The following is a 24,494-nucleotide window of genomic DNA, read 5'->3' as shown; positions in this document are numbered from 1 at the left end:
TCTCCCCTCCTTTACAGGCTTATTAAATTATCATAAGTTGAATTAGCAAGCTTATAATATTTTACAGCATCTTTATACTTATATTGTTCTTCAAAGTGTCTAGCCAACATTGTTGAGTAGAATACCAAGTTAGCATGATCACTATGATTCTTTAAAAAAGGTATAAACTTATCCTTAACAAATGATACAAATCTGTCATTCTCACCATTGGTTGCATATTCAAACGTATGAATAATATAGGAGTATAGCTTGGAATAACCTTTATCCTTAGCCAAGTCCAGTATATTCTGGGCTTTGACAATAGCTACTCTCACTTCATTTATTTTATCTATATTATAAAACTCTTTAATAATCGATGTTATTGCGATTAAACGTTGTTCTAAATTTACTTCTTCGTCATTTGCTACTTTCTCATAAAAGCTAATTGCTTCGTTTGTCTCAGCGATTACAGAATATAAGTAACCTAGGTTTAAATTCGTTAATTGAATAATTTGTTTATCTTTATTCAATTCTCCCAAGTGCTTTGCCAAATTATAGTTTTTTATTGCACGGTCATGCATTTTGATTCGTCTGTAAGATATACCTAAAATAATATGGCACTGTGCACATCGTTGGAAATTATATTGTTTCATAAAAATTTCTAAAGACCGATTTGCATAATCAATCGACTCCAATGTATGTCTTAGTTTGCTATGCGTAACGGACATTGTATATTGAAGATCTGCTGTTTCTTCTTCAGTAATATCTATTCTATTTATTTTTTCCTCTGCAAGTTTATACATTTGCAAAGCCTGTTGAAAATCACTTGCAGTTGAATAATAATTCCCTTTGAATTTAAACCAATAAAACTGCTGTAAACTATCGAATGTACTGGCAATCTCACTCAGTTCATTAATCTTTTTCAATGCTTCATCAAAATTTTCCATTATGAGATAGTATCTAATCTTATGAATCTCAAACATTAGCAAGCTATTCGAAAGGTTTTTGTCCAGCATTTCCTGGATTTCTTTATATGTAGTTATAATTTCTTCCTTGTTGTTAACCTCAAACAGCATGCTATACCATCTGTTACATTTTTCTTTAATCTGTTCCTCTTGACTGTTATCATTCTCAATCCCAAGGCGATTGCATAATAATTGAATAATATCGGGACTAGCCTGGGTTTTCTGATTCTCAATTTTTGATAAATAGGAGACAGATACGATTCCTTCAGAAAGTTCGTTTAAGGTCATTTCCTGTTTTGTACGCTGTAATTTTATAAATGATCCTATCTCTATCAAAATACCCACCCTCATATTCAGAAATATTTCTATTTACTAGTATTATATCATATTTAACGGAAATGCATATTGGGAAAATCATAGGTCAAAAGCACGTATAACAGCACTTTAGTTTTCTTGATTTTCCTGAGAGAGGAAAATTTACGCGGTTTTTTCTTTTTCTGGCCTTGAATCCTAAATGTCAATCATATGAAGTGGATGTAGGGCTGCAATAAAAAAACAAACTAAATGAGGTACAGTAACCCTAACTTTTCGGAGTAAAAATTTAACAAGATTTTTCTCACCTAAAAAATAATTATACCATTATTTTATTCGAATAAATATGAATAATTAGTCTTGTATTACGACTAAAGTTTTAAATAATCCATTCGTTTAGAAAACCAGGCATTAAATCCAATAAAAAAGCTCGTTTAAATACAATTATTTAAACGAGCTTTTCATATTTTATAACATATAACGTGTCACTCTTATTTGTACATTTACATGCTTATTTAATGAAAAATATGAACTGTTGGCGACTCATCACCAGCATTTCGATAAATCAAACTTTCTGCTTGATTACTGGATGTAATGTTTATTTCAAGGTCATAATAGTTTGAGAACATGTCTTGAACAAGTCCATATGCATATTGTGTGAAACCTATTACCTCTGCTTTTCCATAAAACTCTATCGGAACCTCAATCGTTAATTTTTGCAATTCACCATCAACATAAAATCCTTCTCCAATTAAACCAACATAGTTAGGGAAAAACTCAGCGATTTCATTGCCAAAACTAGTTACAATCTCATGGTCATCGTAATACTTTTCTCTTCCTTCAGCTGAAGGGAATAAAATATTTTCTTCATCAACGTCTTCCCAATCACCTATCGAATTGCTTCCACCTGATACATTTGCTTTAGCGACAAAGCTCCCTGGCACAGGTGATGCTTGTTCTGCTTCTCGATACAATGCAACCATAATTGGAATCTCACCTAGCCCCTCCTCTTGGCGAATCTCCTCCACAACAGCTTCAGCAATTCGATTACCTTGCTCGAGCATATCTTCCTCTGAAATATTTTCATAATAATATGGTCCACCGATTTCGGTTTGGAAGCGATAAACGGATTTAAGCGCAATTCCGATAGACATTCCTGCGATTTGAACGGTGCCATCATCATTTTGTTTCAAATAATTTTGCTCCAATATATGCGATAGATAGCGCGGATTGTCGCGATACGTATCCTCATCCGATCCTGTTTCCACCTGTGGATTCAAACCATCGATCCATTCATAGATTCGTCCTGATGTTAAATATTGTCCTTCTTGAAAATAGAAATCATTTGGGTCGAAAACATCCTTTGATAACCGCTGCAGGCCTTGCTCCATCTCATCAATGTCTACTCGGTTTGCCAATTGATTGACAATAACACCTCTCGCCTGACTCGTTTTGTAAGGAAGAATCATTTTATAATTTTCATCCGATAATTGATAGCTAGGGACAATAGAAGTTTCTTGTTCAGTATCATCATTTTGCAGCACTTCTTCTTCGGTTGGTGTTTGTACACATCCCGTTATAATTAGGAGTGTACATAACAAAACAGCACTTATTTTTTTCAAAGTTTAACACTCCTTATTCTTCCACAACTGCTTTTAGCTGCTGTTCATTCCATATTTCAACACCGAGTTTCACGGCTTTTTCATATTTCGATCCAGCATCCTCCCCAGCTATGAGAATGTCTGTCTTTTTACTTACACTTCCGGTAACTGTCCCACCGAGCGATTCAATGAAGGCTTTTGCTTCATTTCGAGAAAACTCTTCCAACTTCCCTGTTAATACAATTGTCTTACCGGCAAAAACAGTGTCACCCTCGTCCTGTTGGGCTGACTTTTTTGGACCCTTATATTCCATATTAATCTGTAATCCACGTAGGTCATCTAAGAGTTCAACCACTTTTTCCTCGGTAAAATATTGTGCAATGGAATCAGCCATCTTATCGCCAATTTCATCAATAGCTACAAGATCTTCAAATGTAGCCTGCTGTAGATTATCCATTGTTTCAAATTCCATCGCAAGCGTTTTAGCTGCCTTTTCTCCTATGAAACGAATGCCCAGGCCAAATAACAGTCTCTCCAATGAATTCTCTTTCGATGCTTCGATCGCTTCCAGCAAATTAGATACAGATTTTTCACCCATTCGCTCCAGGTTGAGTAATTCTTCTCGTTCCAATCGATATAAATCTGCCATTGTGTGAATGAGCTCGTTTTGGAAAAGCTGTATAATTACTTTTTCTCCAAGCCCGTCAATATTCATTGCATTTCTAGATACAAAGTGAATGAGTCCTTCCATGAGCTGTGCTGGGCAATTCGGGTTAATACAGCGAAGCGCCACCTCTTCCTCCAATCGAACAACTTCACTGCCACAAGCAGGACACTCTGTTGGCATATGGAATTCTTGCTCTTCCCCGTTCCGCTTTTCTTCCACGACACGGACGACTTTTGGAATGATATCGCCTGCCTTTTTAATAACGACTGTATCACCAATTCGGATATCTTGCTCACGAATTAAATCTTCATTATGCAGTGAAGCACGTTGTACTGTAGATCCAGCAACCTTTACAGGATCGAGAATTGCAGTTGGTGTAATCACACCAGTTCTGCCGATACTTAGCTCGATATCTCGAAGCTTTGTGATGGCTTCTTCCGCTGGAAACTTATAAGCGATTGCCCAGCGAGGGCTTTTTGCAGTATAGCCGAGCTCATCTTGCTGATTTAAATCATCGACTTTTATCACAATCCCGTCAATCTCATAGGATAAATTCGGGCGTTCTTTCGTCCAATAGTTAACAAATTCGATGACTTCATCAATTGTTTCACATTTTTTCCATTCTGGATTTGTCTTAAATCCAAGCTCTTTCAATTTCTCAAGTCGTTCACTGTGTGACGTAATGGAGCTATCATTCCACTCACCAACACCATATAAATAGATGTCAAGATTACGCTGGGCAGCTATTTTAGGGTCAAGCTGTCTTAAAGACCCAGCCGCAGCATTCCGCGGGTTAGCAAATGGCTCTTCTTCATTTTTCTCTCGCTTTTCATTCAATGCAAGGAATGACTTATGCGGCATAAAAGCTTCTCCGCGAACTTCTAGTGTTGCTTCATCTTTAATGGAGAGCGGGATACTGCGAATCGTTCTTAAATTTGCAGTAATGTCCTCACCCGTTGTTCCATCACCACGAGTTGCACCACGAACAAACTTACCATTTTCATAGGTTAGAGAAATAGCAAGTCCATCAATTTTAAGCTCACACACAAACGTAAGGGGTTCGTCCGTTCCATTACTTGCTCTCCTAGCAAAATCTCTAAGATCCTGCTCATTAAATGCATTACCAAGGCTTAGCATTGGCACATTGTGCTGCACTTTTTTAAATGCATCCAATGGTTCTCCACCAATACGCTGTGTTGGAGAGTTCTCAGAAAGGAACTCTGGGAATTGCTTTTCGAGTTCCTGTAATTCTCTTAGCTTTTCATCATACTCTGCATCCGGTACGCTTGGCTTATCGAGCACATAATATTCATAACCATATTGATTCAGTAATTCGATCAGTGCTTGTATTTGATCCTGCGCTTTTTGTTTATCCATTAGCTGACTCCTATTCTTTCGTGATTGGTGCGAATTTTGCAAGCAATCGTTTGATACCTACGGGTGCTGGGAAGGCAACATCCAATTCCATTTTGTCTCCATCTCCCTGAACTTTCACAACTGTGCCAATGCCCCATTTTTTATGATTCGCTTTATCTCCTGGGAACCAATCCTTATCTTCTGCTCCAGTTGTTGTTTGCATCCGCTCTGCTTTTCGCTTCACAGGTGCTGGGCTTTGGACATCCTTAGGTTTACTGAATATGCTGCCAAACATCGTGTTTCTAGTTTCTTCCATTCCCTCAATCAATTCTCTCGGGATTTCATTGATAAATCGACTGATGGGGTTCATATTCGTTCTGCCATATAGAGTGCGCATTTTTGCATGTGTTAAATAAAGCTCTTTTTCTGCTCGGGTTATTCCTACATACGCGAGGCGTCGTTCCTCTTGCATTTCCTCTTCATCCATTAATGAACGACTATGTGGAAAAACATTCTCCTCCATACCGATTAAAAAGACGACCGGGAATTCCAGCCCTTTTGCAGCATGGAGCGTCATTAATGTAATTTTTTCCTCATTGTCCGGATCTTCTTCATCCACACGATCAATATCTGCGATTAAGGCTAGATCCGTTAGAAATGAAATTAGTGTTTTATCTTCACTTGTCTCTTCAAAATCCTTTGTCACCGTCATAAACTCTTCTAAGTTCTCTAAACGACTTTGTGCTTCGATTGATTTCTCATTTAAAAGCATTTCTTCATAGCCAGTTCGTTCTAAAACTGCTTGAACCATATCTGTTGCAGTCAGGAAATCCTGTTGTTGATTTAACGTTTTGATTAAATTACCAAAGGCTGCAAGTGCATTTGCTGCTTTGCCTGAAACACCTGTAAAGTCTACTTCCTTCACTGCCTCATAGAAGGAAATGCCGTGCTCTGCTGCATATGCACGAAGTCGTTCAACAGATGTTTTCCCAATTCCTCTTTTGGGCTCATTCACCACACGTTCAAAGCTTAAGTCATCATCCGGGTTGGTAATTAATCGTAAATAGGCCACCATATCTTTAATTTCTTTCCTGTCGTAGAATCGCATACCTCCAACCATTTGATAAGAAATACCAGACTTTAATAGTGTGTCCTCAATTGCACGGGACTGCGCATTGGTTCGGTATAAAACCGCAACTTCACTTGGTGAATACTCTTTATTCCGAGTTAGCTCCTGAATCTTATCTGTTATATAAAGAGCTTCTTCCTGTTCTGTTGCACCTTGGAAATAGCTTATTTTCTGACCTTCATCATTTTCTGTCCATAAATTCTTCGGTTTACGTCCAGCATTATTTCCAATGACTTTATTCGCAGCTGCAAGAATTGATTTTGTCGAACGATAATTTTGTTCTAAAAACACTGTCTTCGCACTTGGATAATCATTTTCAAAAGAAAGGATATTCTTAATATCTGCTCCTCGCCAGCGATAAATCGACTGGTCTGAATCCCCAACAACACAAAGGTTTTGATAACGACTTGCCAGCTGTTTTACTAAATAGTATTGTGCATGGTTGGTATCCTGATACTCATCCACATGAATATATTGAAAACGACGTTGATAGTATTCTAACACTTCAGGGATACGTTGAAATAGATGGATTGTCTGCATAATTAAGTCATCAAAATCAAGAGATTGATTTTTTCGAAGCATTTTCTGGTACCCTTCATAGACCTGTGCTACTTGTCTATCGTAAAAATTACCCGCATGTTTACTAAATTCTTCATCGGTAATTAATTCGTTTTTTGCTGTACTTATTTGTCCCAACATAGCACGGGGGTCAAACTTTTTCGGATCCATATTTAAATTCTTTAACACCTGTTTAATCACCGATAACTGGTCACTGCTATCCAGGATTGTAAAGCTGCTGCTATATCCAATCCGATCAATATCACGACGTAAAATTCGCACGCACATCGAGTGGAAAGTTGAAACCCACATTTGCTCCCCTTGAGCTCCTACAAGTCTGCTCACACGATCCTTCATCTCTCTTGCAGCCTTATTCGTAAACGTAATCGCCAGAATATTTCGCGGTGAAACCTCTTTCTCATCCATTAAGTAAGCGATTCGGTGTGTGAGTACTCTCGTTTTTCCACTTCCCGCTCCTGCCATAATTAATAATGGTCCTTCTGTATGTCTAACAGCTTCCTGCTGCTCTTTATTTAATCTATTTATCATTTCGTCAAATGCCTGACTCATGATTACATCACTCCTTGAATCATTTATCTTTTACCGCTTCTACTGTCTTGAGTGCTTTTTTGATGTCGGTATAGATACTATTCCCAACTATAATTACATCTGCATACTCTTTCATTTCCTTCGCTTGCTCGGGATTTTCGATTCCCCCACCGTAAAAAAGCAGTGTTTTATCAAGCTCGTTCTTTACTTCTTTCACAAGTTCAGGTTCTCCATATGTACCACTATACTCTACATAAAAGATGGGCAAGTGAAAGACATGCTCTGCCATATATGCATATGCCTTCACATCATCTTTATCTGGTAAATAGCTATTCGTATGCGTAAATGCTTTCGCGTCCTCATTTAATATACAGTATCCTTCGAAAAATATCTCGCTGTACTCCATCATATCAATATACTCTTTAATCGCTTTATGCTGGATATCCATCATAAACTTTTTCTCCTTGGAATTGAGCACCATTGGAATAAAGTAGTAATCAAATCCGGGAGTAAGTGCTTCTTCATTCGATATCTCCAAAACACATGGAACCGTATGGCTGCGGCGAATCCGTGATAATAAATCAAGTACACCGTCCAATGTTACATCATCCGTTCCGCCAACGATTATTGCATCCGTACCTGATTCACAAATTAGATCTAAATCCTCATCCGAAATCTCTTTTGCTGGATCAAGCTTAAATATATGTTTCCATTCATTAATTGTCTTCAAAGGTTGATTCCTCCATCATCATTTTACATTAGTCTATTATACCAAAAATCAAGGTTGGAATTTAGCAATTTGAGGAATGTTTATGAAATCGAAATAAAGTAATAGGATAGATAACTGTGGAACAAAAGCGCAAGCGCCCGGTTAGCGACGTACGGACTGCGCCCCGAACTTTGGGGTGGTTCGACGAATCGAACATTCCCACGTAGGAGATAAAGGAAACACGGCGACCGCAGGGAGCCGATGTTGACTTATCGTACGGAGGTGAAGGAAGTCTCGCTAGTCGCTGGGCGCTGGAGCTGGACGTAGCCGTTTAGGTAACTAAGTTATCCACAGCATTCAAATTTTATAGTTCCCTATGCAGGAACAAAAGAATAGAAACCGTAGCCCAAGCTGGGACACGGTTTCTATTCTTTTTCCTTAATTCTATCTAAAACCATCATATAACCATCGCTGCCGTAATTGAGACATCTTCGTACACGGGATATCGTTGCTGTTGATGCTTTTGTCTCATTTTCAATTGCACTATATGTCTTTCCTTCTGTCAGCATCTTAGCAACCTGCAAGCGCTGTGAAATAGACTGTATTTCAGACATTGTTGCAATATCATCAAAAAAGCGATAGCACTCTTCTATATTTTCCAGTGATAGGATTGCTTCGAATAATTGATCTAACTGTTCTCCACGTAGTTTATCGATTTGCAAGACAAAACCCTCCTGACTATTCTACTCATTTGATATTGTGACAGACTGCTTGATTCCAGGATCTGTTGGTACAACATTGACCCATGTCTTTCCAGGGACAAGACCAATCGGCTGGCTATCTTTTACAGGAATGATTCTTCCATCTTTGTTTTCCCATTGAATCTCCTGTAATTGGCCTTTTTGAATCAGGTATCCATCTCCGCCTGTTTTCAAGTCAATCGCTCTGCGTCCTGAATCATCGATTACTTCATGGAAGGCTTCTACTATAAAAACATTATCCACTTGGATTGCAGTTTCTGTATTTAAATCAACTGACGGCTCTCCATTACTGGAGCGTGCATACTTTCCACTAGCTTCATCATATGTGTATTCAACGCTTTCTGATGTATTATCGCCATACTCAACCTTAACTTGTGCAGCTTTTTCGCCATCAAGCGTTTCGATTTTCTCTTCTGTTAGAAAGTTCAGCGACTCTTGCGTACTTGTTGTTTCATATCCTTTCGTTGATGCTACATCATAAACAGCACCCAGCTGTAGATATGAATTATGTGGTGCTTTTCGGAAGGATTCTCTTTTAAATAGAATCCCATCATTATCATAGGTAGAACCATTTAAGAAATTAATGCCCCGATTCACAATCATATCATTTACAAAATCTGCTGCACCATGATACACATAAATTGCGTCATATCCCTCAGCAAGCTCGAAATAATATTCTCTCGCACTTCTAACTGGTCCGACGACTTCTGGCAATTCACTTTGATATAAAGCGAGAAATCGAGTAATTGTTCCTTCAGCTAAAATTTCAAAAACGATATCTGCTTCTGATAACCCAGATTGTGGTCTTGCTGCAGCATGATTATTTATCATAACACCAATCGTTCGATTGTCTACAGACTCGTCAGTTTCGATTCCTGATAATGGAAATGTAGCTGCATAACGATCATTCCCCTCTGGTTGCTGTTCGGGAACATTGTCCTTCTCTTTATTATCATCTGACGCTTGATTATCCGACGAACAAGCTGCAAGTGCTAGAACAAAGACCGTTAGTGTTAACAAAAGTATTTTTTTCATTTATGTCCACACTCTCTAATTTAGTCTATGTTCTATTATATGCTATCGCATCGTTGCTGGGAAGAGAATTGTCCGATTCTTTATGTCCACCAGCCCTTGTTGCGTAATGCGTAAGAACGGTAAATGGGTTGATGATAGAAATAGAAGACTATAAAATGGATCACTAAAAGCATAACCAGCCTTTTTTAAGCATCCCTTTAATTTTTCTTCTTCTTCGATAAGGTTTTGAATTGATTTTTTTGATATAAATCCATCAAGCTCAAGAGGTATCTCCGCTAATATTTCTCCATCATGTACAAGGACAATACCACCGCCAATTTCTTTCAAGCGTTGCCATGAAAGTAGAATATCCTTTTTGTTTTTCCCGATAAACACAATATCACCAGAAGCAGAAAAACTGCTTGCTATACCACCTAAGCCTGGTGCAAAGCCACGAATTGTCGTATTGACTCGCCATGTACCTTTTAGATCCATTAATAGTAGAAATTGATCACCATTCGCTTCTGATAAATCTTCGACATTAATATCTACCTCGATACTGTACGGCTTTACGATTACATTGTTAACCATTTCTAATCCAATCGGAACGGAAAATTGCAAATCCCCTTCATCTAAATCCCAGTCAAAGGCTGCTGGCTCAATTCCATACTTTTCCCAATTAATCATCGACTCGGAAACTTGCACTTGTTGCTCACGCATTATCCATTGTCCTTTTGCCAAAACACTCTCCGGATGCGGGTTGGCTTTGTCTGTTAATATATTAATGTGAGCAACGCGCCCTGGTGCGATACTACCAATCTGTTCATCAAGATGGAAGTGTTTTGCTGCATTATAGCTTGCCATACGATATGCTTCTTCCAACGGAATTCCTTTGTCTAACGCAATTTCAAGACAAACATTAATGATTCCTTTTTGCATAAATGCCGGTGTTGGTCCATCCATCGTGAACATCAAATTATCAAAATGCTTGAGACCCGATTCAAGAATTTCTTCTATAAGAACCGGTAAATCTGGACGTATAACAGAATAACGCAATGCAGCACTATATCCGAGTCGCAAGCGGCGAATGACTTCTTCACCTGTCATCGCCTCATGGTCTGCACTCACACCTAGCAGCTTCATTTTTGTTAATGTTTTCTCCGATGCTCCTGGCAAATGCCCTTCCACTGGTTTCCCAAGCCGCTTTGCTTCCTGAATCCAATAGAGCAGCCGGTCATTTCCAGCAAGAAGACTAGGCCATGCTGTTAATTCGCCACCCTGCACGACATTTGGATGTGATAACCATGATAGAACATCTGGAGTGTTGTAAAATTCTTCTTCATCGTTCAAGGCTGTTTGTGAATCAAATCGCGCCCACCAATACATCGAAGTCGGTAATTTATTGAACTCCTCTATTATAGAAAACGCTTTCTTTTTGTCTAATGTCAAATTCCACGTTAAGCTGTCATTAACCAATGTTGTTGTACCGAATCTTGCAGCATGAAATGCTAATGCTTCCGGGTTCGCTAATTGAAATGGGTGTGCATGGGGTTCAATATATCCTGGAACCAAGTATTTCCCAGTACAATCAACTACCTCTACACCATCAAGCTGCTTTGGTAATTGTTCACCAACATAAATAATGCGGTCATTAAAAATCCATATATTAGCTTCTAACCATTGTTTTGTATATACATTTAAATACGTGCTGTTTTTCAGTACAAGTGTTGGTGCTACTAAGCCATCAATCACTTTTACATGCTGTCTTAGTTCACGGTTACGCCAATTCAATCCATTGATCATTTCATATCCCAACTCTCTCATCAACCATTTGCTTTATTTTACCATATTTTCACTTTAAAAGGGTTAATTAATTATAAATTTAAATTAACTTAATAAAATTGAAAATTAAGTCTAATCATCTGCAAACATAACTGATTCCGTCGAATGGACGTAGTTCTAGTAGGGTGTGGATTATTCAAGAATCTGAAGAACTGCGAGAGTAGATTTATCTGCAAAAGTGACGGACAGAAAAAAACCTCTCCCTTGTTAGAATAAAACCTGGGAGAGGGTTAACTATTTACCTATATCATTTCTAAAGAAAAATGCTGAGTGCTCCACGTGCGGATGAAGCAACTGGTAGACATCCTCCGTTGCCGCTTTTAGAGAGGTAGATTTAGCACCCACCAAGAGGACACGGCCACCATCCGAAACGATTGTGTCACCTTTCAGCTTAGTTCCTGCATGAACAACAAACGTATTGTCCGTGACATTAAATGATGGAATTGGCGCTTCTTTTTCATATGTACCTGGATAGCCTTTAGATGCTACAACAACACCTGTGCATGCGGCATCCTCCCAGTCTAGTTCTGGATTTTTCCCATCCAAGACATCGTTGAAAACTTGAACAAGGTCATTCTTTAACAATGGCAAAACAACCTGTGTTTCTGGATCTCCGAAGCGTGTATTGAACTCAATCACCTTTGGACCCTTTACAGTCATGATTAATCCAGCATATAAAATACCTGTGAAGGTTCTGCCTTCCTCCATCATGCCGTCAGCTGTTTTTTGCAAGATATGCTCGATTGAAAAATCTAAATGCTCTTTTGTAACATCTGGCACAGGTGCAAATGCTCCCATTCCACCCGTATTCGGCCCTTCATCATGGTCATATGCACGTTTATGGTCACGCGCTGTTACCATTGGATAGACTTGATTTTCATGAACAAATGCCATAAGTGAGAATTCTTTTCCATCTAAAAATTCCTCGATAACCACAGTAGCTCCAGCATTCGAAAAAGCTTTAGATATGAGCATATCGTCTACTGCATTTAGGGCTTCTTCTTTTGTTAAAGCAACGATAACTCCTTTTCCCGCTGCCAGTCCATCTGCTTTGATAACGATTGGCGCACCTTTTTCCTCAATATACGCTTTTGCTTCACGAGCTTCTGTAAATACAGCATAATCCGCTGTTGGGATATCATATTTTTTCATAAATTCTTTAGCAAAGCTTTTGCTTCCTTCAAGCAGTGCAGCTTCTTTTGTTGGGGCAAATATTCGCAATCCTTCTTCCTGGAAACGGTTGGCAATTCCTTCATTTAATGGATTTTCTGGACCAACAATGGTTAAATCAACTGCTTCTTCCTTTGCAAAGGACAAAAGCCCTTCAATATCCATTTCATCAATCGCAATACAAGTTGCCCGCTCCCGAATTCCACCATTACCTGGCGCTGTATAAAGGGTTGTGATTGCTTTACTTTCAGCAAGCTTCATAACGATACTATGTTCACGACCACCACGTCCGACTACTAACACTTTCAATTGGAACCCTCCTTAAATCGAGTAGAGAAGTCACCAGAACCGTTGGAACAGCCTTCCTTGATCTGGTGACTTTAGTGTTTAATGTTTAAAGTGACGCATCCCTGTATAGACCATTGTGATGCCATGTTCATCACAAACATCAATGGAATCCTGGTCACGTTTTGAACCGCCTGGCTGGATGATTGCTGTAATTCCAGCTTTTACTGCCGCTTGGACTGTATCAGGCATTGGGAAAAATGCATCAGATGCCATCACAGATCCTTCCGCTTTAGTACCAGCTTGTTCGATCGCAATGTTTGCTGCACCAATCCGATTCATCTGCCCTGCACCAACACCAATTGTCTGGTTATCCTTAGCAAGTAAGATTGCATTAGATTTCACATGCTTTACAGCTTTCCATGCAAACAATAGGTTATCCAGTTCTTCATCTGAGGGCTGACGTTTCGTTACAACCTTTAAATCATCGATAGAGGAGATGTTTCCGTTATCGCTATTTTGAATCAAGACACCACCACTAACTGTTGTTAGTTTTTTCATTGCAGTTGACTCGTTTGTTAGTTCTAATTCTAGCAAGCGGATATTTTTCTTCCTTGTCAAAATTTCCATTGCATCTGCATTAAACCCAGGTGCAATAACAATTTCAAGGAATATTTCACTGAGCTTCACTGCGGTAGCATAGTCGATTTCCCGATTACAAGCAACAATACCACCAAAAATAGAAATCGGATCTGCATCATAAGCACGGCTGAATGCTCCTTCGATTGTTTCAGCAACACCAATTCCACAAGGATTCATATGCTTCACTGCCACTGCGGCTGGTTCATTATATTCCGCTAATATTTCAAGTGCAGCATTAGCGTCTTGGATATTATTGTAGGATAATTCCTTGCCATGTAACTGTTTAGCTGTCGCAAGGCTCGTGCTTTTATTTATTGGGTTTCGGTAAAAAGCTGCCTGCTGATGCGGGTTTTCTCCGTAACGTAAATCTTGGACTTTTTCATATGTAATGGTATAGGTTTCTGGAAATTCTTCATTTGTTTCTGTCATAAAATAGTTTGCAATCATAGCGTCATAGTTCGCTGTATGACGGAATACCTTTGCAGCTAATTGTTTACGAATTTCTGCATCTAGCTGGTCAGACTGGAGTGCTTGCAGTACTTTATCATAATCAGCAGGATCAACAACTACTGCAACGTCTTCAAAGTTCTTTGCAGCAGAACGAAGCATGGTTGGTCCACCTATATCGATATTTTCGATAATTTCCTCATTGGAAACACCTTGTTTTTCTATGGTTTGTTTAAATGGATATAAATTAACAACAACCATGTCAATTGGTGAAATATTGTTTTCTTCCATTTGCTTCATGTGATCTGGATTGGAACGTTTTGCTAGTAAGCCACCATGAACGAGTGGGTGCAATGTTTTCACACGACCATCCATAATTTCCGGGAAACCTGTTACATCATCAACTGGCTTCGCCTCAATCCCAGCATTTACAAGGGTGCTTAGTGTACCACCTGTTGAAATAATTTCATATCCCGCTTCAATAAGGCCTTTTGCAAATGCTGTAAGATTACTTTTATCTGAAACACTGATTAGCGCTCTCTTGCTCATTACGAATACCTCACTTTGTTTGTAAAAGTTGATTAATTACTTTTGGATATAATTGATGCTCCACGTTTTGGATTCGTTTCTTTAATGTTTCCTCTGTATCATCTTGAAGAATCGCTACCTTTTCTTGTGCAATGATTGGACCCGTATCGATTCCTTCATCAATAAAATGAACCGTAACTCCAGTTGTTTTCACTCCAGCACGAAATGCCTGCCCTATGGCATCAATCCCAGGAAACGATGGTAATAACGATGGGTGAATATTTACGATCCTACCTTCATAGTGATCTAGTAATGTTGCTCCTGCAATCCGCATGTAGCCCGCAAGAAAAACCCAAGAGATCTCGGATTCTTCCAATCTGTCAATGATAGCTTTTTCATAGGCTGCCTTGTCAGGAAATTGTTTTGCATCAAATACGAATGTAGGAAGACCATATTTTTCTGCCTTGACGATGACACCCGCATTAGCTTTGTCACAAACGAGCAATGCAATATCACATGCGAGCTGCTCTGTTTCCATGATTGCCTCGAAGTTACTTCCTGTACCAGAGGCAAAAATTGCTGCTTTTATCTTGCTCATGATTGAAATTGCACTCCCTCAGTAGTGGTTACACTTCCAATAACAGTGGCTTCCTCACCAGCTTCTTTTAAAATCGTAAGTGTGCGGTTAACATTTGCTTCATCAACGACAAGTGCCATACCAATCCCCATGTTAAAGACAGCATACATTTCTTTTTCTGAGATGCTTCCTTTTTCTTGTAAGAAGGTGAAAATCTCCGGTACGTTCCAGCTTTTCTTATCTAGTTCCACACCCAGCCCTTTTGGCATCATTCGTGGGAAGTTTTCATAGAATCCACCACCAGTAATATGTGAAATACCCTTTACCGTCACTTCCTTTAATACTGCGGCTACAGGTTTCGCATAAATCTTCGTAGGTGTCATTACCGTTTCTCCAAGACTTGCTGACAGCCCGTGGTATGTTGAGTTTAAATCAAGCTGCTCAATGATTTTCCGTACAAGTGAGTAGCCATTGGAGTGAATACCATTGGAGGCTAAGCCAATAACAATATCCCCAGCTTTAATTGCCTCACCTGTAATCAATTTTGTTTTTTCGGCGATTCCTACAACAAAGCCTGCGAGGTCATACTCATTTTCTTCGTACATCCCAGGCATTTCTGCTGTTTCTCCGCCAACTAGTGCAGCTCCTGCAGTAACACAACCATTAGAGATTCCGGCAACAATTTGTTCAATCATTGCAGGGTCATTTTTTCCACAAGCAATATAATCCAGGAAAAACAAAGGTTGTGCACCTTGCGCAACAATATCATTGGCACACATCGCAACAAGGTCAATTCCAACTGAATCGTGCTTATTTAATTCGAAGGCAAGTTTCAATTTTGTACCAACACCATCGGTACCTGATACCATCACTGGTTCTTTATAAGTAAAACTGGAAAGGTCGAATAGTCCTGCAAATGAGCCGATCCCCCCCATTACTTCTGGGCGTGTCGTTTTTGCAATATGCTTTTTCATTCTTTCCACAGCTTCATAGCCTTTTTCCACGTCTACTCCAGCTTGTTTATATACTTCTGACATGAATGAATATCTCCTTTAATGTTGGATTAGATTTTGGCAATTTTGACCAGCCACGTATATGTTTTTTCAAACACAGTCACCACATTTAAATCGGAATGCTCAATCATTAGCAACGATCAATTTTCCAGCTACGGTGTCCACGTGTCTTCGCCTCGGTTATAGCTTTTTGGTCAAAACGTGCTGTTAGCACTTTGTATAATTTATTTCCGTTTCTCCATTTTCCATCACAGGATATCGCCCTGTCATGCATGCCATACAAACTCCTTGGTTAATCGTTTTGTCCTTTACAATTGCTTGTTCGAGACCTCTCTCTGATAAATAAGCAATACTGTCAGCTCCAATTATTTCACAGATCTCCTCTGGGCTATTATTAGCAGCTATAAGTTCTTTTCTCGTCGACATATCAATTCCATAATAGCAGGGATGCTGAATGGATGGTGATGCAATCCGAACATGGACCTCTTTTGCACCGGCTTGCTTTAACATTTTCACAATTCGCTTGCTCGTTGTACCGCGCACAATGGAATCATCAATCATCACAATCCGTTTGCCTTCCACGATGCCACGAACAGGAGAGAGTTTCATTTTAACACCTTGCTCCCGTAACTCTTGTGAAGGCTGGATAAATGTTCTTCCAACATAGCGATTTTTTAAAATTCCCATTTCGTATGGAAGGCCACTTTCTTCTGCGTAGCCGATTGCAGCAGAAATACTGGAATCAGGAACTCCAATAACCATATCTGCATCTACTGGCGCTTCTTTTGCAAGTTCCACACCCATTTGTTTTCGTGATGCATGGACATTTACATGATTCAGATCACTGTCCGGTCTTGATAAATAGACATACTCCATTGCACACAATTTACGGCCACCGCGAGGAGCGAATCGCCTAATCTCTATGCCATCATCACTAATCGTTACAAGTTCTCCTGGTAAAACTTCCCGTTCAAAGGTTGCACCGATTTGATCAAATGCACATGTCTCTGATGCAACAACATATGCATCACCAAGCTTGCCAATGGAAAGTGGACGAATTCCAGCGGGATCAAGGGCTGCATACATACGATCCTCTTTTAAGATTAAATATGCATATGCTCCAACAACTTGGTTGAGAGCAGTTGATATGGAGGTTTCATTTGTTCGCTGTCCTCCTCTTCGAATCAAGTGTGCAAGTACTTCCGTGTCAGATGATGTCTGTAGAATACTCCCTTCATCTTCAAGCTCCCCGCGCAGTTGGTGAGCATTCATGATATTCCCATTATGCGCAAGGGCCATACTGCCTGTTTGTGTACGGAAAAGAAGGGGCTGGACATTTTCGATTACTTTCCCGCCTTGGGTAGTGTATCGTACATGCCCAACTGCATTCCTGCCAGCAAGCTCTTCAAATTTTGCCTTTTTAAAAACATCATTAACCAAACCGAGCCCTTTATGTGCTGTTAATTCCTTGCCATCACTAACAACAATTCCTGCTCCTTCCTGCCCACGATGCTGCATAGAATGCAGCCCGTAATAGGTAAGTTCAGCCGCCTTGTCATGTCCCCAAATTCCAAACACACCGCATTCTTCGTTTATGCCTTTGATTTCAGCAAGCATGGGATCGCTTCCCTCCATAGTTTCTCTAGTTGGTTAACATTTTCCTGGATAACTGCTGCTTCATTGACAGTTATGCTTAATGTTTGATCATCGGTTACAACACCGATTTGCTTAGCGTCTTTTACTTCTTTCTCAAAGCGCGCTTGATCCTCAGCCTTTACTGTAACTATGAATCTTGACTGGGTTTCACTAAATAGCTCAACGGTAGCTTCTCCGCTCAGGTGTACGTCTGCACCTAGTCCTTTTCCAGCAAATACACTTTCCGCCAAAGCAACGCCAAGCCCACCTTCAGCAAGGTCATGCGCAGATACAATTAATCCGCTTTGAATTGCTTCTAACAAATGCTTCTGCCTTGTTGCTTCCACTTCTAAATCGATAGCAGGTGCTTTCCCTTTATATTCTCCGTCAAGTAGATTTTGCAGCTCACTTCCACCAAATTCAATTTCTGTATGACCAATTAAATAGATAGCGTCCCCTGCTTTTTGGAAGAAGCTTGGTGTAATATGCTCCAATGACTCATGAAGTCCAACCATTCCAACAATTGGTGTTGGATAAATAGATTTACCTTTTGACTGATTGTATAAGGACACATTTCCACTGATTACAGGAGTTTCTAAGACTTCACAAGCCTCACTCATTCCTTCTACTGCTTTTTCCATTTGCCAAAACACTTCTGGATTTGTTGGATTTCCAAAGTTCAATCCGTCGGTTAAGCCAAGTGGTTTTGCACCAGAACAAACAATATTACGCGTCGCTTCTGCTACAGCAATTTTCCCACCTGTTTCAGGATCCAAATAAATATAACGAGAATTACAATCCGTTGTAATCGCCAATGCTTTATCTGTTCCTTTAATCCGAACAACTGCCGAATCAGAACCTGGTGTTACGACTGTATTTGTCTGTACCATTGAGTCGTATTGATCATAGACCCATTCCTTACTAGCGATTGTAGGTTGCTGTAATAATTGCTTTAGTATTTCCGCATGATCATTTACAAACGGGGCCGTATTTTCTATTTTCTGAAATTCTTTATAATAAGCTGCTTCTTTTGATGGCATATGAAACACTGGTGCATCATCCGCTAGTGAGTCTACAGGAATATCTGCCACAACTTCCCCGTGATGCTTAATACGGAATACTTTTTCTTCGATTACTTCACCAACAGGAACTGCTTTTAATCCGTATTTCTCAAAAATATCAATGATTTCCTGTTCGCGCCCTTTTTTCACACATAGAAGCATTCGCTCTTGGGATTCCGAGAGCATCATTTCATAAGCTGTCATATGTTGTTCTCGTTGTGGTACAAGATCCAAGTTCATTTCAAGTCCTGTTCCTGCTTTACTAGCCATTTCACTTGCAGACGACGTAAGACCAGCAGCACCCATGTCCTGCATTCCTACTAATGCATCGGAATGAATGACTTCTAAACACGCTTCAATCAGAAGCTTCTCCATAAATGGATCACCAACCTGAACGGCAGGACGATCCTTGGCTGCATCTTCCCCTAAATCATCAGATGCAAAGGTTGCCCCATGAATTCCATCGCGTCCAGTTGGAGGACCTGCATAAAGAATGGTATTCCCAACTCCAGCTGCAATCCCTTTTTGAATTTCATCATGGTTGATTAACCCAATACACATCGCATTTACAAGTGGGTTATCCTCATAGCTGTCATCAAATTGAACTTCTCCTCCGACGGTAGGAACACCAACACAGTTCCCATAGCCAGCAATCCCGTTCACAACTTCTGAGAAGAGATATTTCGTTCGATCGGTATTTAAGTTTCCAAAGCGCAATGAATTCATCGATGCAATTGGACGTGCACCCATAGAAAACACATCACGAATAATTCCCCCAACACCAGTTGCGGCTCCTTGATACGGTTCTACTGCAGATGGGTGGTTATGACTTTCAATTTTAAACACAACTGCCTGGTTATCACCGATATCAATAATTCCAGCTCCTTCTCCAGGCCCTTGCAGCACATGTGATGCCTTTGTTGGAAATTTACGAAGAAGTGGTTTGGATGTTTTATAACTACAATGCTCTGACCACATGACGGAGAAGATTCCAGTCTCTGTAAAGTTAGGAAGTCTCTTCAGAATATCCTTTATCATTTCAAATTCCTGATCACTTAAACCCATTTCACGATACAATTTATCACGTTCAATTTGCTCTGGACTTATATCATGCGTTTGCAGCATACATGTCCCTCCAATTCTGAATCATAGACTGGAATAGTCGTAACCCGTCATCACTGCCGAGTAACTGTTCCACAGCACGCTCTGGATGTGGCATCATTCCAAGTACATTTCCTTGTTTATTCATAATCCCAGCAATATCTTCAACCGATCCATTCGGATTGTTTTGATAGGTAAAAACAATTTGGTTATTCGCTTTAAGCTCTTTTAACGTCTCCTCATCACAGAAATAGTTACCTTCTCCATGAGCAATTGGAAAATGTACAACTTCTCCTTTGTCATATGCAGCAGTAAAGATAGTTTCGTTATTTTCCACAACAAGTGGTTCCTGATGGCACATAAACGAAAGTTTCTCATTACGCAGCAATGCACCAGGCAACAGACCAGCTTCCGTTAGAATCTGGAATCCATTACATACACCGAGCACTGGCTTTCCTTTCGCAGCATGTACTTTAATTTGCTTCATGATATCGGAAGTGGAAGCAACTGCTCCACAGCGTAAATAATCACCATAAGAAAAACCGCCTGGCAGCAATATTCCATCATAGTTCTCTAAATTGCTGCCTTCATACCATACAAGGTCAGCTTCTGTCTTTAAAACGTCTTTAACAGCATGATACATATCACGATCACAGTTAGATCCAGGAAAAACAATTACTGCAAATTTCACAGTGCTTCAGCCTCCTCCACATCGAAACGATATTCCTCGATTACTGGATTAGCTAGTAACTTGTCACACATTGCCGTAACACGTTCCGTTAAATCGGGTCCTTCTTCTACTTGTAATTCAATAAATTTCCCAACACGAGCTTCTTCTACTTCCTTATAACCTAAAGAATTTAATGATTCCTGAATTGCTTTTCCTTGTGGATCCAGAACACCTTGTTTTAATGTAATATAGACAGTTACCTTCTTCATGCTTTAGCCTCCAGCCGTTGTAATATTTCATTGTAAACTTCAATTAAATCTCCGTTTCCTTGACGAAAAACATCCTTATCCAACTTCTCTCCAGTCGCTCTATCCCATAAGCGGCATGTATCTGGCGAGATTTCATCCGCTAAAACAATATCGCCACACGCTTTTCTTCCAAATTCTAATTTGAAATCAACTAATGTAATCCCGATCGATTGAAAAAGCTCCAATAATTGGTGATTAATCTGTAATGCTTTTTGTTTCACTTCACTAATCTCTGCTTCTGTAATCGTTGTTACGTATAATGCATGCTCATCATTAATCAGCGGATCCCCTAGTGCATCGTCTTTATAGTAAAATTCGATGATTGGTTTTTCAAAAATTGTCTTCTCTTCAATCCCTAAACGCTTCGCAATACTACCTGAGGCTATGTTGCGAACAACGACCTCTAATGGAATGATTTCCGTTTGAACCACAAGCTGCTCGGTATCATTCAACTTCTCTATAAAATGAGTTTCAATTCCACTTTTATGAAGCTTCTGAAAGATTAAGGTTGAGATAGAATTATTCAATTCTCCTTTTCCTTCAAAGGATTCCTTCTTATTTCCATTAAATGCTGTTGCATCATTTTTATAGGAAAGAACAAGTTCTCCAGGTCTTCCTTCTGCCTGATATACCTTTTTCGCTTTTCCTTCATACACAAGATCAGCCTTCATCCTGTACACCTCTTGATAATCCAATTCGCTCAAAAATGACATCAACATTTTTCAAATGATAGGTGTAATTAAAGCAATCATCTATTTCTTCCTGCGTTAATTTAGCTGTGATTTCTTCGTCTGCTTCCACAAGCTGCTTGAAAGGTGTTTCTGTTTCCCAAGCTTGCATTGCCTTTGGCTGAACGATATCATAGGCTGCTTCACGTGCCATCCCTTTATCAATTAATTTCAACAAGACACGCTGTGAAAAAATAACACCATGTGTTTTATCGATATTTCGTTTCATATTCTCCGGAAATACGGTTAAATTTTTCACGATGGTCGCAAAGCGATTTAACATATAATTCAGTGCGATTGTGGCATCTGGCAGAATGACACGTTCTGCGGAAGAATGGGAAATATCACGTTCATGCCATAGGGCTACATTCTCATATGCAGTCATCATATAACCACGGATCACACGCGCCATTCCGGTCATATTTTCTGACCCGATTGGATTACGCTTATGCGGCATAGCAGAGGAACCCTTCTGCCCTTTAGCAAACCGTTCTTCTACTTCACGGGTTTCTGTTTTTTGCAAACTGCGAATTTCCGTAGCAAACTTTTCAATTGATGTAGCAATTAACGCTAATGCAGAAATATATCCAGCATGGCGGTCACGCTGTAAGGTCTGGGTAGACACTGGTGCAGGCGTGATCCCAAGCTTTTCACATACATAGGTTTCAACAAACGGATCAATATTGGCATATGTCCCTACCGCTCCAGACAATTTACCAAATTCGATATTTTTCGCAGCCAACTCAAATCGCTCCAGATTACGTTTCATTTCTTCATACCAGAGGGCAAGCTTTAACCCGAAAGTAGTCGGTTCTGCATGGACACCATGCGTTCGTCCCATCATCACCGTATGCTTATGTTCAATCGCTTTGTTTTTCAAAATTTCAATAAAACGATGTAAATCTTTGCGAATAATTTCATTCGCTTGCTTAATTAAGTAACTTAATGCCGTATCGACAACATCTGTTGATGTTAATCCATAATGGACCCATTTCCGTTCTTCTCCAAGTGTCTCCGATACTCCCCGTGTAAAGGCAACAACGTCATGACGTGTCTCCTGTTCTATTTCGTAGATTCGATTGATATCAAAAGAAGCGTGCGCTCGTATTTTTTTTACATCATCAGCTGGAATAACACCCAACTCACTCCATGCTTCACATGCAAGAATCTCCACTTCAAGCCAAGCTTTAAATTTATTCTCTTCCGTCCAAATGTTTCCCATTTCTTCTCTTGTATAGCGTTCAATCATGCCATTGCCCCCTTGAAATGTTCGATCTGTTTCTGTAACGTTTCTTCGTTAGCTGCAATAAATGTGATATGTCCCATTTTTCGCTTTTCTTTTGGCTCGGATTTGCCATATAAATGAACAAAACCGTTCTCTGCCTGTGGCAATGCCTTGAATACGCCGTCCATATCCTCGCCTAAAATATTGATCATTACTGCTTCGTTCAGTAATTGAACCTCTACTAATGGAAGACCACAAATAGCTCGAATATGCTGGGTAAATTGAGATACATTACAAGCTTCTATCGTATAATGTCCAGAATTATGTGGTCTTGGCGCCATTTCATTTAAGAAAATGTCATCACCTTGTACAAACATTTCAATTGCAAATGTGCCAACAATATTCATTTTCTCTGCAAGGATTTTCGTTGCTTCATACGCTTTATTTTTAACAGTAGAACTAATTTTTGCTGGAACAGTTGTTTGATACAAAATATGGTCACGATGCTTATTCTCTGCAATTGGGAAAATTGTAATTTTTCCTTCGTGAGACCTTGAGAACACAACTGAAATTTCTTTATCAAACGTTATCCATTGTTCAATAATGCAATAGCCATGTTCCTCTGCAAATTGTGCTGCTCGGTCTGTGTCTTCAATCGAATTTATTTTAATTTGTCCTTTGCCGTCATAACCGCCACGACATGTTTTAATCACTGCTGGAATCGTAAATGTGTGTAATGCATTTCTACATTCTTCTGCATTTTTTACAATTGCGAAGTCGGGAATTGGTAAGTTCATTTCCTGCATTAAGTCTTTTTCTTTTTCACGGTTCTGTGTAACTTCAAGTGCATAGGTACCTTGTGGTAGCTTTCCTTGCTTTTCAATATAAGCAGCCGCTGTCAAATCAACATTTTCGAATTCATACGTGATAACATCACTAATTTCCGTTAATTCTTTAATTGCGTTCATATCATCATAAGCGGCAGTGATCTGAATATCAGCCACTTGGGCAGTTGGACAGTCAGGCGTAGGATCAAGCACTGCAACCTTATATCCCATATATCTAGCAGCGATTGCCATCATTCTTCCTAGTTGTCCACCACCGATGATTCCAATTGTATGTGGTGGAAGTATGGTTTTATTTTTCTCCAAGACCTTCCCTCATTTCCGATACATTCTTTCTCATTGTTTCACGATAGTTTTCTAGATTTCCAACAATCTCTTCATCGAATGTACTTATAATTTGCGCAGCAAGAATACCTGCATTTGTTGCCCCGGCCTTCCCTATTGCAACAGTAGCAGTCGGCACACCACCAGGCATTTGTACAATCGACAATAAAGAATCAAGTCCATTCAATGCCTTGCTTTGAACGGGAACACCAATGACTGGCAATGTCGTTTGGGACGCAACCATCCCTGGAAGATGAGCAGCTCCCCCAGCCCCTGCAATAATCACCTTCAAACCACGTTCACGTGCTGTTTTAGCATACGTAAACATTTCATCCGGTGTACGATGCGCAGAAATAACATCCTTTTCATATGGGACATTTAATAATTCAAGAATGTTACACGCATGTTCCATCGTGTCCCAATCTGAGATACTCCCCATAATTACGCCTACCTGAGTCATCAAATCCCTCTTTCTATCATGGAGTCATGTTGA

Annotated in this window: 20 protein-coding genes; all 20 read right to left on the bottom strand. The window is 39.7% G+C overall.

Annotated features, from left to right (window positions below; translation table 11 throughout):
• Positions 1-11: 11 nt before the first annotated feature.
• The gene (locus tag NST46_RS11625; protein WP_316246666.1) at positions 12-1,289 is read right to left on the bottom strand and encodes a helix-turn-helix transcriptional regulator; all 1,278 of its coding nucleotides are present in this window, start codon (positions 1,287-1,289) and stop codon (positions 12-14) included.
• 482 nt (positions 1,290-1,771) lie between these two features.
• Positions 1,772-2,878: a CamS family sex pheromone protein gene (locus NST46_RS11620; protein ID WP_095312647.1), complete on the bottom strand. Its 1,107-nt coding sequence runs from the start codon at positions 2,876-2,878 to the stop codon at positions 1,772-1,774.
• A 13-nt stretch (positions 2,879-2,891) separates the two neighbouring features.
• Entirely contained in the window at positions 2,892-4,901 is a 2,010-nt protein-coding gene (gene ligA / locus NST46_RS11615) for an NAD-dependent DNA ligase LigA (RefSeq protein ID WP_341137230.1), read from the bottom strand.
• A gap of 10 nt (positions 4,902-4,911) precedes the next feature.
• On the bottom strand, positions 4,912-7,137 hold the full coding sequence (pcrA, locus tag NST46_RS11610) for a DNA helicase PcrA (RefSeq protein ID WP_095312645.1): 2,226 nt from the start codon (positions 7,135-7,137) through the stop codon (positions 4,912-4,914).
• Positions 7,138-7,156: 19 nt separating this feature from the next.
• Positions 7,157-7,846 carry a heptaprenylglyceryl phosphate synthase gene (locus NST46_RS11605; protein WP_118890127.1) on the bottom strand — a complete coding sequence of 230 codons (690 nt, stop codon included), beginning with the start codon at positions 7,844-7,846 and terminating at the stop codon, positions 7,157-7,159.
• Positions 7,847-8,250: 404 nt separating this feature from the next.
• Positions 8,251-8,547, bottom strand: coding sequence for a YerC/YecD family TrpR-related protein (locus NST46_RS11600; RefSeq protein ID WP_095312636.1), 297 nt, complete (start codon positions 8,545-8,547; stop codon positions 8,251-8,253).
• A 21-nt stretch (positions 8,548-8,568) separates the two neighbouring features.
• On the bottom strand, positions 8,569-9,621 hold the full coding sequence (locus tag NST46_RS11595) for a DUF3048 domain-containing protein (RefSeq protein WP_341137229.1): 1,053 nt from the start codon (positions 9,619-9,621) through the stop codon (positions 8,569-8,571).
• A 42-nt stretch (positions 9,622-9,663) separates the two neighbouring features.
• On the bottom strand, positions 9,664-11,403 hold the full coding sequence (locus NST46_RS11590; protein ID WP_445321737.1) for an adenine deaminase C-terminal domain-containing protein: 1,740 nt from the start codon (positions 11,401-11,403) through the stop codon (positions 9,664-9,666).
• A gap of 273 nt (positions 11,404-11,676) precedes the next feature.
• Positions 11,677-12,921, bottom strand: a complete 1,245-nt coding sequence (gene purD, locus NST46_RS11585) for a phosphoribosylamine--glycine ligase (RefSeq protein WP_118890124.1) — start codon at positions 12,919-12,921, stop codon at positions 11,677-11,679.
• A gap of 78 nt (positions 12,922-12,999) precedes the next feature.
• Positions 13,000-14,535 carry a bifunctional phosphoribosylaminoimidazolecarboxamide formyltransferase/IMP cyclohydrolase gene (gene purH, locus NST46_RS11580; RefSeq protein ID WP_341137227.1) on the bottom strand — a complete coding sequence of 512 codons (1,536 nt, stop codon included), beginning with the start codon at positions 14,533-14,535 and terminating at the stop codon, positions 13,000-13,002.
• Positions 14,536-14,545: 10 nt separating this feature from the next.
• A complete protein-coding gene (gene purN, locus NST46_RS11575) occupies positions 14,546-15,112 on the bottom strand; it encodes a phosphoribosylglycinamide formyltransferase (protein WP_303447758.1) in 567 nt (188 codons plus the stop codon).
• The gene (gene purM, locus NST46_RS11570) at positions 15,109-16,128 is read right to left on the bottom strand and encodes a phosphoribosylformylglycinamidine cyclo-ligase (protein WP_341137226.1); all 1,020 of its coding nucleotides are present in this window, start codon (positions 16,126-16,128) and stop codon (positions 15,109-15,111) included. Before purM ends, purN begins: the two co-directional genes overlap by 4 nt.
• Before the next feature lie 183 nt (positions 16,129-16,311).
• On the bottom strand, positions 16,312-17,721 hold the full coding sequence (purF, locus tag NST46_RS11565; RefSeq protein WP_095312628.1) for an amidophosphoribosyltransferase: 1,410 nt from the start codon (positions 17,719-17,721) through the stop codon (positions 16,312-16,314).
• A complete protein-coding gene (purL, locus tag NST46_RS11560; RefSeq protein ID WP_340002986.1) occupies positions 17,697-19,925 on the bottom strand; it encodes a phosphoribosylformylglycinamidine synthase subunit PurL in 2,229 nt (742 codons plus the stop codon). The genes purF and purL overlap by 25 nt, the downstream gene beginning before the upstream one ends.
• Entirely contained in the window at positions 19,909-20,592 is a 684-nt protein-coding gene (gene purQ, locus NST46_RS11555) for a phosphoribosylformylglycinamidine synthase subunit PurQ (protein WP_118890119.1), read from the bottom strand. Before purQ ends, purL begins: the two co-directional genes overlap by 17 nt.
• The gene (gene purS / locus NST46_RS11550; protein WP_095312622.1) at positions 20,589-20,840 is read right to left on the bottom strand and encodes a phosphoribosylformylglycinamidine synthase subunit PurS; all 252 of its coding nucleotides are present in this window, start codon (positions 20,838-20,840) and stop codon (positions 20,589-20,591) included. The genes purQ and purS overlap by 4 nt, the downstream gene beginning before the upstream one ends.
• On the bottom strand, positions 20,837-21,550 hold the full coding sequence (gene purC / locus NST46_RS11545; RefSeq protein WP_341137225.1) for a phosphoribosylaminoimidazolesuccinocarboxamide synthase: 714 nt from the start codon (positions 21,548-21,550) through the stop codon (positions 20,837-20,839). The genes purS and purC overlap by 4 nt, the downstream gene beginning before the upstream one ends.
• Positions 21,540-22,856 carry an adenylosuccinate lyase gene (gene purB / locus NST46_RS11540; RefSeq protein ID WP_095312618.1) on the bottom strand — a complete coding sequence of 439 codons (1,317 nt, stop codon included), beginning with the start codon at positions 22,854-22,856 and terminating at the stop codon, positions 21,540-21,542. Before purB ends, purC begins: the two co-directional genes overlap by 11 nt.
• Positions 22,853-23,983 (bottom strand): 5-(carboxyamino)imidazole ribonucleotide synthase, encoded by a 1,131-nt coding sequence (gene purK, locus NST46_RS11535; RefSeq protein WP_095312617.1) that lies wholly within the window; start codon positions 23,981-23,983, stop codon positions 22,853-22,855. Before purK ends, purB begins: the two co-directional genes overlap by 4 nt.
• The gene (gene purE / locus NST46_RS11530) at positions 23,970-24,461 is read right to left on the bottom strand and encodes a 5-(carboxyamino)imidazole ribonucleotide mutase (RefSeq protein WP_432806644.1); all 492 of its coding nucleotides are present in this window, start codon (positions 24,459-24,461) and stop codon (positions 23,970-23,972) included. The genes purK and purE overlap by 14 nt, the downstream gene beginning before the upstream one ends.
• Between the last annotated feature and the right edge of the window lie 33 nt (positions 24,462-24,494).

The organism is Oceanobacillus sp. FSL W7-1309 (genome assembly GCF_038002145.1).
Lineage (GTDB): Bacteria > Bacillota > Bacilli > Bacillales > Amphibacillaceae > Oceanobacillus > Oceanobacillus profundus.
The sequence above is the reverse complement of the archived record's forward strand: the minus strand, read 5'-3'. Positions and strand labels throughout refer to the sequence as shown.